This is a genomic window from Curtobacterium sp. Leaf154, assembly GCF_001424595.1.
In the GTDB taxonomy this organism is placed as follows: Bacteria; Actinomycetota; Actinomycetes; order Actinomycetales; family Microbacteriaceae; genus Curtobacterium; species Curtobacterium poinsettiae.
The window spans coordinates 81,773-95,914 of the sequence record NZ_LMOS01000001.1 but is presented as its reverse complement, the minus strand read 5'-3'; the positions used below and the strand labels follow the sequence as shown (position 1 = coordinate 95,914).

The following is a 14,142-nucleotide window of genomic DNA, read 5'->3' as shown; positions in this document are numbered from 1 at the left end:
ATGGAGAAGGCCCGGGTCGACAGCTGGATCTGGGCCGTCCGGATCACGAAGACCCGGTCGGCCGCGACCGCCGCGTGCAAGGCCGGTCACGTCCGGGTGAACGGGGAACGCGCGAAGCCGGCGCAGCCGATCGGTCCCGGCGACGAGGTGCGGGTGCGGCAGAACGGCTTCGACCGGATCGTCATGGTGACGGGCATCATCCTGAAGCGCACGAGCGCCCCCGAGGCGGCGAAGCACTTCGAGGACAAGACCCCGCCGCGACTGTCGAAGGAAGAGGCCGGGTTCGTCCCGATGCGGGAGCGCGGTGCCGGACGGCCGAGCAAGCGGGAGCGCCGCGACCTCGAGAAGCTCCGCGGCTACTGACGCTTCCCGGACCCGGACCCGGGCACGTAGACATCGACCACGATCTCGAACGTGTCGGACTCGACCTCGATCCGTTCTCCGGTCCACGGAGCCTCGAGGTGCCCGTCGTCCTCCGGGTCCGATCCGCCCAGCGCACGACCGGACGGGACGCGGTGGACGGGGATGCGGGTGCCGTCCTCGGCGATGACGAACAGGTCGGCCACCCGACCACGGAACTGCGTGATGCCGAACGGGTCGTCGTGGTGCCGGGACTCGGCGAACCGCGGCGTCCTGCCGTACGCGGAGAAGGCCGCCGTGGTCTCCCGTTCGTACGCGGGCCCGCAGCAGTCGTGCTCCCACCCGCCGACCACGACGACGACCTCTTCGCGCATGCCGTGATCGTACGACGCGTCGGACGGTGACGGTCGGAACCCGGGGTCCGGGCCAGCGGTCGGGGGTCAGACGAAGCGGACGGTCTGCTGCAGACGGTCGCGGATCTCGAACACGTCGACCGAACCGGCCGGCGACCAGACGCCGTTCAGCACCTGGGGCAGCGCGCTCCGGCGGACGACGAGCGCCGTGGGCTTCTTCGGGGAGCCGACGAGCTGCACGTCCTCGGTGACGGCGGTGTCCGGCACGACGAGCAGCCGGCCGGAGAACCGCACCCGGGTCTGCTTCTGCACGGCACGGGCGGCGCGGACGAGTTCCTTGACGGGTCGCTCCCCCGGTGCGAGCGTCTCGCCGACGATCTCGCCGTGCTCGACGTGGACCGGCGCACCCCAGTCGATGGACTCGACGGCCCAGAGTCCGCTCGGGGTCAGGACGGCGTGGTCGAGCTTGCCCTCGGCCCCGGCGTCGAGGTCGTGCCACACCGTGACGCCGATCCCCATGTCGGAGACGATCAAGGCGGTCGCCTCTTCGGCCAGGGCCTCGGCGAGCAGCCGCCGGATGTGGCGGGGCGCGGAGCGGATGAGGGTGGGGTCGTAGGGGTCCTCGATGGGGTCGCCGAGGCCGACCCACTCGCGCTCGGCCTGCAGGAAGACCTCGCGTGACCGACCGCCGGGGTGTCCGTGGGACCGGGCCCGGGGGCGTGTGTCGCGACGCGCTACCGGGGGCGCGTAGGCGTCGCGACCGGTGTCACCCCTGCCGGCGGTCGCCCCGGACGGACCGGACGCGCCGTACGCGCGGGACCCGATGTCGTACGCGCGCCGGGCTGCCGGCGTGCCGATGCGCTCCCATGCGAGCTGGACCTGGCGGAAGCGCTGGGCGTCGCCGCCGAGGTCGGGGTGCGTCTCGCGGGCCGCCCGCCGGTAGGCGCGGCGGAGCGCTTCGTCGTCAGCCGTCGCGGGGACGCCGAGGACTTCGTAGGGGGTGGCGTCGGCCGGGCTGTCCGTCATGGCCCTGCGACATTACCGGAGGCAGTGTCGGAGTCCGCCGCATGGTTGCTGGGTACGGTCTGGGCCCGTGCCGCTGGTCCAGCACCAACGCGCCAGCGGCGGATCGGCCGTGCCGGTGGTCACGCGACGGCGGCGGTGATGGCTGCTGCGTGCTGCTCCAGGTAGGCGACGTCGGCGCGGTACAGGTCGGCGTGGCCGTGCTGCAGGTCGCTGACGAACTTCGGGTTGCCGGCCGCGGCTTCGTGCTCGATCGTCGTGACGAGGGCGACCAGGGAAGCGATCATCGTCTCGGCGAGGACCCCGCGGGAGCGGTCGTCGAGGGCGTAGGCGCGGCAGAACTCCGCGGCCCGAGCGAGCCGCTCGTCGAGGTCGGGGGTGGTCGAGCCCTCGACCGCACCGGTGGTGAACGGTGCGAACCGGTAGACGGCACTCGCGACGTCCCAGACGCGGGGGCCGGGGTGCGCGGTGTCGAAGTCGATCAGGCCGACGGCGGCGATGCCGTCGTAGACGCAGTTGTACGGGGCGAAGTCGCCGTGCACGATCGTCTCGACCGGGGCTCGGTCGGCTTGGGACCAGAGGTCGTCCTCGGCGCTGCGCGGGAAGCTGGCGGCGGCGTCGTGGAACTGGCGGAGCAGGCGGGCGCTGGTGACGAGGGCGGCCTCGCTGGCGATGTCTTCTGTCCAGGGGTACTCCCCCGCGACGCCGGGGACGAACGAGACCGTCTCGAGGGTGTCACCGAGGGCGATCGGTTCCGGGGCGGCGACGAACCCCTGCTCGTGCAGGTGGGCGAGCAGCCGGTGCACCGTGGGTGTCCACGGCCCTGCGGGGCGGTGGACTCGGTCGTCGGCCCTGGTGATGCGCTCCAAGGGGAACCTCCTGCTGTTGCGTCTCCGTTGACGGAGGGCCAGCGTACCGGCAAGCGAGCGACGGGCGCTCGGCCGACATCCGGAACACGGCGCGTCGGTCCCCGCGGCCGAGCCGGCCTCAGAGCTGGTCGCGCAACCAGGACGGCCCGTGGACGGTCGCGCCGAGGGCCTCGACGCGGTCACGGAGCTCGCGGTCGGCCGTCACGACGACGACCGGCCCGTCACCGGCCCGGACCGCTGCCCGGGCGGACTCGACGATCGCGTCGTCGCCGGAGGCAGGGGCACGGACGACGTCGACAGCACCGGTGGCGGCGCCGGTGCCAGCGCCGTGGTCTGGGTCCGGGTCGGCAGCGGCACGGGCCTCACCCTCGAGCACCACGGTCCACCGGGGCCACCACCGTGCGAACGGCAGGTCGAGCAAGGTCGCGGACACCCCGCCCGCGGCGAGCGCCGACACCTGTGCCAGCAGCCGTGACGCGGCACCGGCTCGGTCCTTCCACCAGCCGTCGGGCACGCTGCCGACGACGTTCGCCGCGTCGACGACGACGTGCGGGGTGGTCGCCACAGTGGCGCGGAGCGCCGGCCACGACCTGCCGAAGCCGGGGTGCAGGGTCAGGTCGTCGACCTGGTCGATCGGGATCCAGGACAGGGCGAGGCTCTCGCGGTCGGCGATGACGGGTTCGAAGGGCCGGGAGGCGCGTGCCACGACGGTCGTGTAGGTCCAGAACCCCAGGTCGAGCAGTGCGGTGTGGCGCAGGGCGATCGCGTCGTCGGGGACGCCGGCTTCTTCGGCGGACTCGCGGAGGGCTGCGGTCACGGCGGCTTCGCCCTGGTGGCGTGCGCCGCCGGGGATGCCCCAGGTGCCGCCGTGGTGGCTCCACTCGACGCGGTGCTGCAGGAGCACGCGTCCGGCGCCGTCATCGACGAGCAGGCCGGCGGCGCCGAAGCGTCCCCACGCCTTCGTGCCGTCGGGGCCGACCGCCCAGGCGTCACCGGGGTCGCGGGGGCCGGTTGGGGGCCCGGGTGGCGTTGCATCTGGCACGGTCCAACCCTGGCACACCGTGCCCGGAGCGGGCCTCGAAGTGGTCACCGGGGGTCGTGTACGGTGTCGCTCGAGACACGGGGTGCCGCATCCAGCGGCTGAGATCACACCCGTCGAACCTGCTCGAGCTCGTACTCGCGAAGGGATCGTCCATGGAAACCGTTGCGCCCTCCCCTGATTGGGCCCACCGAACCGCCGAACTGCTCGAGGCCGTGCGTGCCCGGGCCCCGCTGGTGCAGTGCATCACGAACACCGTCGTGCAGAACGTCACGGCGAACGTGTTGCTCGCGCTCGGGGCCTCGCCCGCGATGGTGGACGTGGCGACTGAGGCCGGGCCGTTCGCGCGGGTCGCCGACGCCCTGCTGGTGAACACCGGCACCCCGCACGCCGAACCGCGGGTCGCTGCGCTCGAGGCCGTGCACGCGGCCCGTGACGCCGGCACCCCGTGGGTGCTCGACCCGGTGGCCGTCGGCTCGCTGCCGGTGCGGACGGCCCTGGCGCGTGACCTGCTCGCGCTGCGCCCGACGGTGCTGCGGGGCAACGCCTCCGAGGTGCTCGCCCTGCTCGGTGACTCGGCCGGTGGCCGCGGGGTCGACAGCACCGTGGGTACGGAGGACGCCCGGGTCGTGTCCGTCGCTGCTGCGGACGGGAGGCTCGTGGCCGCGGTGGCGGTGTCGGGTGCGGTCGACCTGCTGGTCGCGCCGGGCATCGGTGTGGTGCGTGTCGCGAACGGCACCGACCTGTTGACGCGGATCACCGGTGGTGGGTGTGCGCTCGGCGCGGTCGTCGCCGCGTTCACGTCGGTCGCGCCGGAGGACGCGGGCGCCGCTGCCGTCGCCGCCACGGCCGTGCACACCGTCGCTGCGGAGCTCGCAGCACGGGACGCGGGTGGGCCGGGGACGTTCCAACCGCTGTTCCTCGACCGGTTGGCGTCGCTGACCCCGGAGGACGTCGTCCGCGAGGCGCGGATCACGGTCGAGACGATGCCCGAGGCCGACACCCGGGCGGTGTCGGCATGAGCGCGTCGCATCCTGCGGGGTTCGGCGTCTACCTGGTGACCGACGGCGCGCTGGCCGACCGGCACGGCATCGGGGTGCTCGGGGTCGTCCGCGCTGCCGTGCACGCCGGGGTCCGGATCGTGCAGGTGCGGGACAAGGACGCCTCGGCGCGTGACCTGTTGGCGCTCACCGCCGCGGTCGCAGACGCCGTCGGGGACCGTGCGACCGTGGTCGTCGACGACCGGCTCGACGTGGCCCTCGCCGCTCGGCACGCCGGACACCGGGTCGCGGGCGTGCACCTCGGCCAGTCCGACGTCCCCGTGACCGTCGCCCGCGCCCTGCTCGGAGCGGACGCCCACGTGGGCCTCACGGCGAACACGCTCGCGCACCTGGCCGTCGTCGAGCGGCTCCCCCGCGGCACCGTCGACCTGCTCGGTGTCGGGGTCGTGCACCCCACGGCGACGAAGGCCGACCACCCGCCGGCCCTCGGCCACGACGGGTTCGCCCGGCTGGCCGCCGCGACCGACGTGCCGTGCGTGGCGATCGGTGGGGTGACCCTCGACGACGTCGTGCCGCTCCGGGCAGCCGGTGCCGCGGGCGTCGCGATCGTGTCGGGCATCTGCGCCGCGGCCGACCCGGGGTCCGCGGCGGCGGCGTACGTGGCCGCCTGGGGCCCTGGAACCGGCCACGGGGCGGAGGCGGGGCGGCTCGCAGAAGGTGCACCGGTCCTCCCGGTCTTCACGCGGCGCGGGGCGGACGCATGAGCGTCCCGCGGGTGCTGAGCATCGCCGGGACCGACCCGACGGGCGGGGCCGGGATGCAGGCGGACCTCAAAGCGATCGCCGCACACGACGGGTACGGCATGGGCGTCGTGACGGCGCTCGTCGCGCAGAACACGCACGGGGTGCGGTCGGTGCACGTGCCGGACGTCGGGTTCCTGCGGGAGCAGCTCGACGCGGTGTCGGACGACGTGGTGGTCGACGCGGTGAAGATCGGGATGCTCGGCACCGTCGACGTCGTGCGGGTCGTGACGGACTGGCTGCGGGAGCACCGGCCGCCGGTGGTCGTCGTCGACCCGGTGATGGTGGCGACGAGCGGGGACCGGCTGCTCGACGAGGACGCGGCCGCAGCCATGGGGGCGCTGTTCGCGCTCGCCGACCTGGTGACGCCGAACCGGGCCGAGCTGGCGGTGCTGGCGGAGCTGGCCGGGTCCGGTGCGGCTGGTCCTGGTGCGGCTTCGTCGGCGGCTTCGTCGGCGTCGTCGCTGGATGCCGCGCGTGCCGTGGCGGCGCGGTGGGACGTCCTCGTGCTGGCGAAGGGGGGCCACGACGAGGGACCGACGTCGGACGACGTGCTCGTGGCGCCGGACGGCACCGTGCGGGTGTTCACGGGTCCCCGGGTCGCGACGACGAACACGCACGGCACCGGGTGCTCGCTGTCCAGTGCGATCGCGACGCTCGCCGCGCGGCACGGCGACTGGGAACTCGCGCTCGGGGTGGCGAAGGAGTGGCTGACGGCGGCGCTCCGCGGAGCCGACGCCCTGTCGGTGGGCAGCGGCAACGGTCCGATCGACCACGGCGCGCTGACTCGAGCCGCCCTGCCGGCGCTGTCGTACACGGACGTGTGGTGGGCGGACGCGGCGACGGTGCTGCAGGAGACGATCGACTGCGCGTTCCTGGTGGGGCTCCGGGACGGGACGCTCGAGCCGGAGGTGTTCGCCGGGTACCTGGCGCAGGACGTCCACTACCTGCGGGCGTACGAACGGCACCTGGCGGCGCTCGGGGTCGGTGCTACTGCTGCCGGTGCTGCTGCGTTCTGGGCAGCGGCTGCGCAGGGGTGTGCCGACGAGGCGCGCGACCTGCACCACCGTCGGCTGGCCGGCTCGCACGCCGACGATCCCGTGCACCCCACGTGCGCCGGGTACCTCGCGCACCTGCAGGAGGCCGCCGACGCCGGCTCTCAGGCGGTGCTGGCCGCCGCGGTGCTGCCGTGCTTCCGGGTCTACGCGTGGGTCGGCTCGCAGCTCGGGGTCGCGCAGGACGGGCACGCCTTCGCCGACTGGATCACGGCGTACGGGGACCCGGGGTTCGCGGCGTCGAGCGCCGAGGCGACCCGGCTCGTCGAGGAGCTCGCCCGTGCGGCGACGCCCGACGAGCGGGGGCGGATGGCGCGGGCGTTCCGGCGGTCGACCGAGTGGGAGCTCGCCTTCTTCCGGATGCCGACGGCCGCACACGACGCCCGGGTCTCGCGCTGACGGACGGTCCTCGGGCGACTTCCCCGAGGACACACCTCGGGGCCGGGTCTCGGGTGGGACTAGCGGGCGACCGGGGGCAGCCGCACCAGCTCGACGGACAGCACGGCACCGCTGACCGTGCCGCGCATCCACGTGTGGTCGGGCTGGCGACGGCGGTCGGTCGGCGAGCCCGGGTTCAGCAGGCGCATCCCCGACGGCGCCACGGTGTCCCACGGGATGTGCGAGTGGCCGAAGACGAGCACGTCGGTGTCGCGGTACTCGGCGTCCATCCGGCGTTCCCGGCCGGTCGACGCGCCGGTCTCGTGCACCAGGGCGAACCGCAGGTCCTCGACACCGAAGCGGGCGACGAGCGACAGGCGGTCGTCGAACTCCGGGCCGTCGTTGTTGCCCCGCACACCCTCGAACCGTCGGGACCGCGCCTGCACGGCGTCGAGGGTGGCGAGGTCGACCCAGTCCCCCGCGTGCACCACCAGGTCGGCGGCGTCGATGTCGTCCCACAGCCCGGACGGCAGGTCCTTCGCGCGCTTCGGCAGGTGGGTGTCGGACAGCAGGACGAACGACGTCGTCACGGCTCGGTGGGTGCTGGCATCGGGAGCCCGGCCTCGTCCGCGGCACCGAGGCGCTCCAGCAGCCCGGCGAGGAGCGCGATGTCGTCGTCCGACCAGTCGGCGAGCCGTTCGTCGAGCGCGTCGCGGTGCAGCTGCACGGACCGCTCGAGCGCCGCGCGGCCGGCGTCGGTCACCTCGAGGGGCTTCGCGTTGCCGCTGCCACCGTCGGTCGTCCGCACCAGCCCGGTCGCCAGGAGCCCGGACAGCTGCCGCGAGATCGTCGAACGGTTCAGCCGCAGGTACCGGGCGATGTCGATGGCCATGCAACCCGGGTGCTGCACCACGAAGTCGACGAGGGACTGGTCGACGACGCTCAGCACCTGGTCCGAGCCCCGGGCACGGATGCTCGCCCGACGGGTGATGCGGGCGAGTTCGGTGTACGCCCGGCTGATGTCGCTGTTCCGGACCTTGGAGCTCGGGTGGTCCATGGTGGCTCCAGCCTGTCGGTGCCGGCGCCGGCCGGCGGTCTTCTCGTCCGGTCACCATACCGGCGGGTCGGCCTGGAGTGCGGTCAGTGACCGGCGGCCGCGGCCTGCAGCGCCGGGATGTCCAGCTTGACCATCTGCATCATGGCCTCGAAGACCCGGGCGTCGGCATCGGGGTCACCCGATCCGCTCATCAGCTCCCCCAGCATCGACGGGGTCACCTGCCACGCCAGACCCCAGCGGTCGGTGAGCCATCCGCACGCCATCGGGCTCCCGCCGTCGGCGAGCAGGGCGTCCCACAGGCGGTCGAGCTCGTCCTGGGTGTCCACGTCGATCTGGAACGAGACCGCGTCGGTGTGCGGGTGGCCGGGACCGCCGTTCATCGCGCGGTACGGGGTGCCGAGCAGGGTGAACTCGACGACGAGGGCGCGGCCGTCCGGCATCCGGCTGACGCTGTCGACGCGGCTGTCGGGGAACAGTCCGACGTAGTACTCGGCGGCTTGTTCGGCCTGGTCGTCGTACCACAGGAACGATGTGATGGCGGGCACGGGGAGCCCCTTCGTTCGGTGCTCAGTCCGCGGCGCTGCGGCTGAGCAGGTCGGCCTTCTCAGGGTGGTCGTCGAACCACTTGCCGACGAACCAGCACATCGGGACGATGCGCTTCGTGGTCGTCGACTCGACGTCGGCGACCGCGTACTCGACGAGCTGCGCCGCGTAGCCGTGGCCGCGGTGCTTCGGGACCGTGTACGTGTGCGGGAACGCCACGGCGTCACCGTTCACCCGGTAGTCGAGCACGCTCACGAGCTCGCCGCCGACGTACATCGCGTAGCGGCCCTGATCGGTCTCGTCGCGGAACTCGTGGTCCATGCCCGCCATCATGCTCCGAGCGGGCGCGGCGTGCCGTCAGGGGAATGGGCGGCGTCCGGCAGACGTTGCCCGGAAACATGACAACCATCGGAATCATCGGCGCCGGCAACATCGGATCCCAGCTCGCACGACTCGCGGTACGGAACGGCCACCAGGTCGTCATCGCGAACTCCCGCGGCCCGGAGACCCTGACCGACCTGGTCACGGAACTCGGCGACTCGGCACGTGCGGCGACCCGCGACGAAGCAGCTGCAGCGGGCGAGATCGTCGTCGTGACGGTCCCCCTCGCCGCGATCGAGACGATCCCCGTCGAACCCCTGGACGGCAAGGTCGTCATCGACACGAACAACTACTACTGGGAGCGCGACGGCCACATCCCCGCACTCGACGACCAGTCCACCACCACCGCGGAGATGCTGCAGGACCACCTGCCCGGTGCCCTGGTCGTCAAGGCGTTCAACCACATCGCCGCCGACGACCTGACCGGCCACGCGACGCCCGCCGGCACCCCGGACCGCCGTGCCCTCGTCATCGCCGGCGACGACGACACCGCCAAGCAGACCGTCACCGAACTCATCGACGCGTTCGGCTTCGACGTCGTCGACGCCGGGCCCCTCGCCGAGGGCTGGCGCATCCAGCGGGACACCCCCGGCTACGGCCCGCGGCTGACCGTCGCCGAGATGCGCGACGCCCTGGCCGCCGCCACCCGCTAGTCCCGCTGGTCCACGGCTCGGCGCAGCAGCATCACCACCGCCGCCGCGCAGCCGCCGTTTCGCGCTGAGCGACACCTCACTGGCCCCACCGCCCGTGAGCAGTTGCTCAGCGCGAAACACCCAGCGCTAGGTACCCAGCGCGAAACACCCAGCGCGACCCGACCGCGCCCGCTCAGGCCCGGTCGAAGATCGTCGTCATGTCGGCGATGTCGTCCTCGGTCGGCGTCCAGGTGGTCCCCGCCTCGACGTTCTGCGTGATCTGCTCCGGCTTCGTCGCCCCCGCGATGACGCTCGACAGCCCCGGCTGCGCCAGGAGCCACGCGAACGTCGCCTGCAGCATCGTGACGCCACGGTCGTCGCAGAACCGCTGGTAGTCGTCGAGGACCTCCCACGGTGCGTCCTCGAGCACCTGCGGCTTCGAGGTCGTCAGCCGTCCGTCGGCCGGGCCGCCCGCCTTCGTGTACTTGCCGGTGAGCAGCCCGTTGTACAGCGGGAAGAACGGCAGGAACCCGAGCGCGTACGCCCGCACGGCCGGCAGGACCTCGGCCTCGGCAGCCCGGGCGAGCGGGCTGTACTCGTTCTGCGCGGACACGAACGCCGTGGTGCCGGCGATCGACGCCGTGAGCTCCGCCTCGGCGATCTGCCACCCCGCGAAGTTCGAGTGGCCGACGTACCGGATCTTGCCCTCGCGGACCAGGTCGTCGAGGACCGACAGGGTCTCCTCGATCGGCGTCACGTCGTCCGGCCGGTGCATCTGGTACAGGTCGATCCAGTCCGTCCCGAGCCGCCGGAGCGACGACTCGACGGCGAGCCGCACGTACCGGCGGGATCCGCGGACGCCCCAGTCCGGACCGTTCGCGCCCTGCATGTCCATGCCGAACTTCGTGGCGAGGACGATCTCGTCGCGCCGACCGCGGATCGAGCGCCCGAGCATCTCCTCGGACATGCCCGGCACGCCGCCGTAGATGTCGGCGGTGTCGAAGAGCGTCACCCCGGCGTCGAGGGCCGCGGACACGACGGCGTCGGTGCCCTCCTGCGACTCGGACGCGGTGCCCCGCCGCCCGAAGTTGTTGCAGCCGAGGCCGACGGTGGAGACGACGAGCCCGGAGGGGCCCAGGGGACGGTGTTCGATTCCGGTCATGCCCCGAACGTACCGGCGACCCCGAACCGGGGCTGCGACCCCCGCAACGGTTGCCGCTCCGGCTGAGCACGGATCAGTCGACGGAGAGGAGCGCCGCAGTGGCAGCGCATCGCATGCCCGAATCGGACCGTCCCGGTCGGCCCGTCCCGGCTTGGGTGACCGCGCCGCCCGTCGACGAGGTCGCCCCCGAGCGGGTCGCCGCCGCCGGCCACGTGAACGCCTCCGGCCGGGAGGCCCGCCCCACCCCCGCCTCGTCGCGCGCCGCCCACGCGGCGCCGGTCCGACCGACCACGGTCACCGGGTCGGCCCGATCGGCTCCCGGACGCCCCGACGCTTCGCCCACCAGCAGGCCGCCGCACGGTCGGCCGACCCCGCCCCCGCACAGGTGCTCGGCCCCGCTCCCGCCCGGTCGTTCGACACCGTGCTGCACGCCGCGGCGTCCCCCGCCGACGCGACCACGGTCGTGACCGCGCCGACCCCGGTGCCGCGGTGTGGTGGCGGGGGCGATGCGTGCCTCCCGACCGAACTGCTGGACCAGCCCGTGCCCGGAGCCGCCGCACCGGAGCCGCGCCGTGCACTCGGCGCGACCGCCGGGGCGGGGCTCGGTGCCGTCGCCGGCATCGCGACGATCGGTCTGGCCGCCTGGTGGTTCACCGCGCCGTCGACCGTGCACGGCGTCGGCGTGGTGCTCGGACTGCTCGCGCTGGTGGTCTCGATCGTGGCGCTGCGCGACCGGACAGCCACGTGGCAGCGGCCGGTCGCGCTGCTCGGCGCCGTGCTCGGTGGTGTCGGCACCGTCGTGCTGCTGTGGGCGGTCGCCGCGGCGTTGCTGCCGCTCGCAGGGGTGACGCTGCCGGACGTCACCGGAACCGGCGTGACCCCGACGCTCGCCTCGTAGCGCCGCGACCGCTCAGACGCCGGCGTCTCGGTGCGACGCCCCGGGGACGTCGAGACGCCCCCGAAAGCCGCGGCGTATCGATGACTCTGCGGCGTCGATGGAACACGCCGGCGTCTCGCAGCACGCACCGGGGGCGACACACCGGCGTCTGAGCACTGGCGGACGCACGCCGCGACCGCTCAGACGGCGCGGACGACCCCGCGCGACAGGATCGCGTTCGTCAGGGCGTCGATCGGCTCCCGCTGCACCGTCGGGTTCGCGATGAGGACGTAGTCGACCGCGGGCAGGTCGGGCAGCCCGAGCCGCTGCGACACCTTCACCAGGTCCGCCGGGATGAGCGAGTGCGGGAACACCGCGACGCCGATGCCCGCGCGCACCGCGGCCAGCACGCCGTTCACGTCGCGGGTGTTGCAGGTGATCCGCCAGGTGCGGCCGGCGGCCTCGAGCGCGTCGATCGCCATCTGCCGGCTGATGCTCGGCGCCTGGTACGCGATGAGCGGCACGGGTTCGCCGGGTTCCAGGGCGATGCCGTCCTGCGCCATCCACACCATCTGGTCGGTGGCGACCCGGGTGCCCTCGGCCGACTCCCCCGCCGTCTGCTTGATGAACACCAGGTCGAGCTGACCGGCGTGCACCCGCCGGAGCAGCGGCGACGACTGGTTCACCGTGAGCTCGAGGTTGACCTGCGGGTGCAGCCGCCGGAAGTCCCGCAGGATCCGGGGCAGCTGGGTGATGGCGAGGTCGTCCGCAGCGCCGAACCGGAGCCGTCCGCGTGTGGCCGCGCCGGAGAAGTAGGCGTCGGCGGTGGCGTGTGCGGCGAGGATCGTCCGCGCGAACCCCGCCATCGCGTCCCCGTTGTCGGTGAGCGCGACGCCACGGGTGTCCCGGGCGACCAGGGTGCGTGCCACCGCGGTCTCCAGACGCCGGACGTGCTGCGACACCGTCGGCTGGCTGATGCCGAGCCGGGTGCCGGCCTGCGTGAAGCTGCCGGTCTCCGCCACGGCAAGGAACGTCTGCAACAGGACCGGATCGAGCACAGGGCACCTCGTTCGTTCGCGCGGGCGTTCGAGCTGTCGTTCGAGCAGCCACCCATGCGGGCGTTCGCGCGGTCATTCGACATCGCAATGGACTGATAGCCACCATAGGGGTATCGAATGGCTCGGCACCACGTAGTTTCGTTGGGGTACCAGATCCACACCGACGTCCGGAGAACCCCGCACCGTGAGCGCGTCACCGACGACCCTCCCCCCGCCCACCGAACCGCTCCCGATCCAGGCCACGCGACCGCCGTGGCGCCACACGCTCATCGCCCTGTCCGTGCCGAACTTCCGGCTGTTCACGGCGACGAACCTGGTCGCGATGACCGCCGGCTGGATGCAGCGCATCGCCCAGGACTGGCTCGTGCTGCAGCTGACCGGCTCGGTCGCGCAGGTCGGCATCACGGTCGCCTGCCAGTTCGCGCCGATGCTGCTGTTCGGGCTGCTCGGCGGCGTGCTTGTCGACCGGTTCTCGAAGCGCGCGCTCATGATGATCACGCAGGGCGTCTTCGCCGTGCTGTCCGCGCTGCTCGCCGTGCTGACGCTCGCCGGCGTCGTCGAGGCGTGGCACATCTGGGTGATCGCGTTCCTGGTGGGCATGGTCACCGTGATCGACAACCCGGCCCGGCAGGTGTTCGTCACCGAGATCGTCGGGCACAAGCACCTGCGGAACGCCATCAGCGTGAACTCGTCGGTGTTCCAGCTCGGCGGCATGATCGGTCCGGCCCTGTCGGGGGCACTGCTCGTCGCGGTCGGTGCCGGCTGGTCGTTCGGCGTGAACGCGATCGCCTGCGTCGCCGTCGTCGTGACGCTCGGGTTCCTGAAGGTCTCCGAACTGCACCGCACACCCCCGGCGCCGCGGGGCAAGGGGCAGCTCGTGGAGGGCCTCCGCTACGCCGTCAACAAGCCGACGATCATCGTGCCGGTGATCCTCGTGGCGTTCTTCTCGGTGTTCGCGTTGACGATGCCGGTGCTGCTGTCCGCCTTCGCGTCACAGGTGTACGACGTCGGCGCCGGTGGCTACGGGGTGTTCAACTCCGCCGTCGCGATCGGCGCCCTGGTCGGCGCGCTGCTGTCCACCCGGCGGGCGGTCGTGCGGCTCCGCACCATCGTCGGCGGGGTGTTCTGGACGGGCGTGCTGCTCGTCGTGTCGGGGTCGATCCCCGCGATCGCGCCGTTCACCGTCGCGCTCGTGGCCGTGGGGATGTCGCAGCTGCTGTTCCAGACCGCGTCGAACTCGCTCGTGCAGCTGTCGTCGAACGTGGCGATCCGCGGCCGGGTGATGTCGCTCTACGTCCTGGTGCTGCTCGGTGGACAGGCGATCGGCGGCCCGCTGATGGGCCAGGTCGTCGACCGCTTCGGTGCGCACGTGGGGATGATGGTCGCCGGTGGCGTGCCGGCTGCGGCCGCCGCGGTGATCGCGCTCGTGCTCGCCCGCCGAGGGGGCCTGCACCTGGCGGTGCGGATGCGACACCACCTGCCGGTGCCGGCGATCGTCGCGCACTGACGCGGGACTTCGCGGTGACCACCCGCCGGCCTGGAGGCCCGTGGCGG

The 14,142-nt window shown here is 73.1% G+C and carries 17 protein-coding genes and 1 riboswitch; of the genes, 7 read left to right on the top strand and 10 right to left on the bottom strand.

The annotated features are described in order from the left end of the window. Positions 1 to 363, top strand: a complete 363-nt coding sequence (locus ASF75_RS00460; protein WP_017886594.1) for an RNA-binding S4 domain-containing protein — start codon at positions 1 to 3, stop codon at positions 361 to 363. Here ASF75_RS00460 and ASF75_RS00455 read toward each other — a convergent pair. The 4 genes from ASF75_RS00455 to ASF75_RS00440 form a co-directional block, all read right to left on the bottom strand. Beyond that, the gene (locus ASF75_RS00455) at positions 357 to 734 is read right to left on the bottom strand and encodes a hypothetical protein (protein ID WP_200942657.1); all 378 of its coding nucleotides are present in this window, start codon (positions 732 to 734) and stop codon (positions 357 to 359) included. The two genes, ASF75_RS00460 and ASF75_RS00455, sit on opposite strands and share 7 nt — an antisense overlap. 66 nt (positions 735 to 800) lie before the next feature. Further along, positions 801 to 1,739 carry a J domain-containing protein gene (locus ASF75_RS00450; protein ID WP_056068228.1) on the bottom strand — a complete coding sequence of 313 codons (939 nt, stop codon included), beginning with the start codon at positions 1,737 to 1,739 and terminating at the stop codon, positions 801 to 803. Positions 1,740 to 1,858: 119 nt separating this feature from the next. Then, entirely contained in the window at positions 1,859 to 2,605 is a 747-nt protein-coding gene (locus ASF75_RS00445) for a phosphotransferase enzyme family protein (protein WP_156463736.1), read from the bottom strand. Positions 2,606 to 2,723: 118 nt separating this feature from the next. Beyond that, entirely contained in the window at positions 2,724 to 3,647 is a 924-nt protein-coding gene (locus ASF75_RS00440) for an NUDIX domain-containing protein (protein ID WP_056068226.1), read from the bottom strand. A gap of 68 nt (positions 3,648 to 3,715) precedes the next feature. Further along, positions 3,716 to 3,811: riboswitch (TPP riboswitch) on the top strand. Between ASF75_RS00440 and thiM the strand changes: the two genes are divergently transcribed. The 3 genes from thiM (at position 3,800) to thiD (ending at position 6,899) form a co-directional block, all read left to right on the top strand. Continuing rightward, positions 3,800 to 4,666: a hydroxyethylthiazole kinase gene (thiM, locus tag ASF75_RS00435; protein WP_056069043.1), complete on the top strand. Its 867-nt coding sequence runs from the start codon at positions 3,800 to 3,802 to the stop codon at positions 4,664 to 4,666. Its footprint overlaps the riboswitch before it by 12 nt. Continuing rightward, positions 4,663 to 5,409 carry a thiamine phosphate synthase gene (gene thiE, locus ASF75_RS17190; protein ID WP_017886588.1) on the top strand — a complete coding sequence of 249 codons (747 nt, stop codon included), beginning with the start codon at positions 4,663 to 4,665 and terminating at the stop codon, positions 5,407 to 5,409. Before thiM ends, thiE begins: the two co-directional genes overlap by 4 nt. Further along, positions 5,406 to 6,899, top strand: a complete 1,494-nt coding sequence (thiD, locus tag ASF75_RS00430) for a bifunctional hydroxymethylpyrimidine kinase/phosphomethylpyrimidine kinase (protein ID WP_082509330.1) — start codon at positions 5,406 to 5,408, stop codon at positions 6,897 to 6,899. The genes thiE and thiD overlap by 4 nt, the downstream gene beginning before the upstream one ends. 59 nt (positions 6,900 to 6,958) lie before the next feature. On the opposite strand, the gene ASF75_RS00425 is transcribed toward thiD, so the two are convergent. The 4 genes from ASF75_RS00425 to ASF75_RS00410 form a co-directional block, all read right to left on the bottom strand. Beyond that, positions 6,959 to 7,468: a metallophosphoesterase family protein gene (locus ASF75_RS00425; protein WP_056068223.1), complete on the bottom strand. Its 510-nt coding sequence runs from the start codon at positions 7,466 to 7,468 to the stop codon at positions 6,959 to 6,961. After that, a complete protein-coding gene (locus tag ASF75_RS00420; RefSeq protein WP_017886585.1) occupies positions 7,465 to 7,935 on the bottom strand; it encodes a MarR family winged helix-turn-helix transcriptional regulator in 471 nt (156 codons plus the stop codon). The genes ASF75_RS00425 and ASF75_RS00420 overlap by 4 nt, the downstream gene beginning before the upstream one ends. Before the next feature lie 83 nt (positions 7,936 to 8,018). Next, the gene (locus ASF75_RS00415; protein ID WP_056068222.1) at positions 8,019 to 8,480 is read right to left on the bottom strand and encodes a VOC family protein; all 462 of its coding nucleotides are present in this window, start codon (positions 8,478 to 8,480) and stop codon (positions 8,019 to 8,021) included. A gap of 22 nt (positions 8,481 to 8,502) precedes the next feature. Further along, on the bottom strand, positions 8,503 to 8,799 hold the full coding sequence (locus ASF75_RS00410; RefSeq protein WP_056068220.1) for a GNAT family N-acetyltransferase: 297 nt from the start codon (positions 8,797 to 8,799) through the stop codon (positions 8,503 to 8,505). Between the two features lie 77 nt (positions 8,800 to 8,876). Here ASF75_RS00410 and ASF75_RS00405 point away from each other — a divergent pair, with 77 nt between their 5' ends. Then, positions 8,877 to 9,512: an NADPH-dependent F420 reductase gene (locus ASF75_RS00405; protein WP_017886582.1), complete on the top strand. Its 636-nt coding sequence runs from the start codon at positions 8,877 to 8,879 to the stop codon at positions 9,510 to 9,512. 172 nt (positions 9,513 to 9,684) lie between these two features. On the opposite strand, the gene ASF75_RS00400 is transcribed toward ASF75_RS00405, so the two are convergent. Next, positions 9,685 to 10,653, bottom strand: a complete 969-nt coding sequence (locus ASF75_RS00400) for an aldo/keto reductase (RefSeq protein WP_042537371.1) — start codon at positions 10,651 to 10,653, stop codon at positions 9,685 to 9,687. Positions 10,654 to 11,038: 385 nt separating this feature from the next. On the opposite strand from ASF75_RS00400, the gene ASF75_RS00390 reads away from it, so the two are divergent. Then, the gene (locus ASF75_RS00390) at positions 11,039 to 11,551 is read left to right on the top strand and encodes a hypothetical protein (RefSeq protein WP_056068216.1); all 513 of its coding nucleotides are present in this window, start codon (positions 11,039 to 11,041) and stop codon (positions 11,549 to 11,551) included. A 179-nt stretch (positions 11,552 to 11,730) separates the two neighbouring features. Here ASF75_RS00390 and ASF75_RS00385 read toward each other — a convergent pair whose 3' ends face one another. Then, the gene (locus ASF75_RS00385) at positions 11,731 to 12,588 is read right to left on the bottom strand and encodes a LysR substrate-binding domain-containing protein (protein WP_017886578.1); all 858 of its coding nucleotides are present in this window, start codon (positions 12,586 to 12,588) and stop codon (positions 11,731 to 11,733) included. A 184-nt stretch (positions 12,589 to 12,772) separates the two neighbouring features. Here ASF75_RS00385 and ASF75_RS00380 point away from each other — a divergent pair, with 184 nt between their 5' ends. Further along, positions 12,773 to 14,095 (top strand): MFS transporter, encoded by a 1,323-nt coding sequence (locus ASF75_RS00380; RefSeq protein WP_017886577.1) that lies wholly within the window; start codon positions 12,773 to 12,775, stop codon positions 14,093 to 14,095. Positions 14,096 to 14,142: the final 47 nt, after the last annotated feature.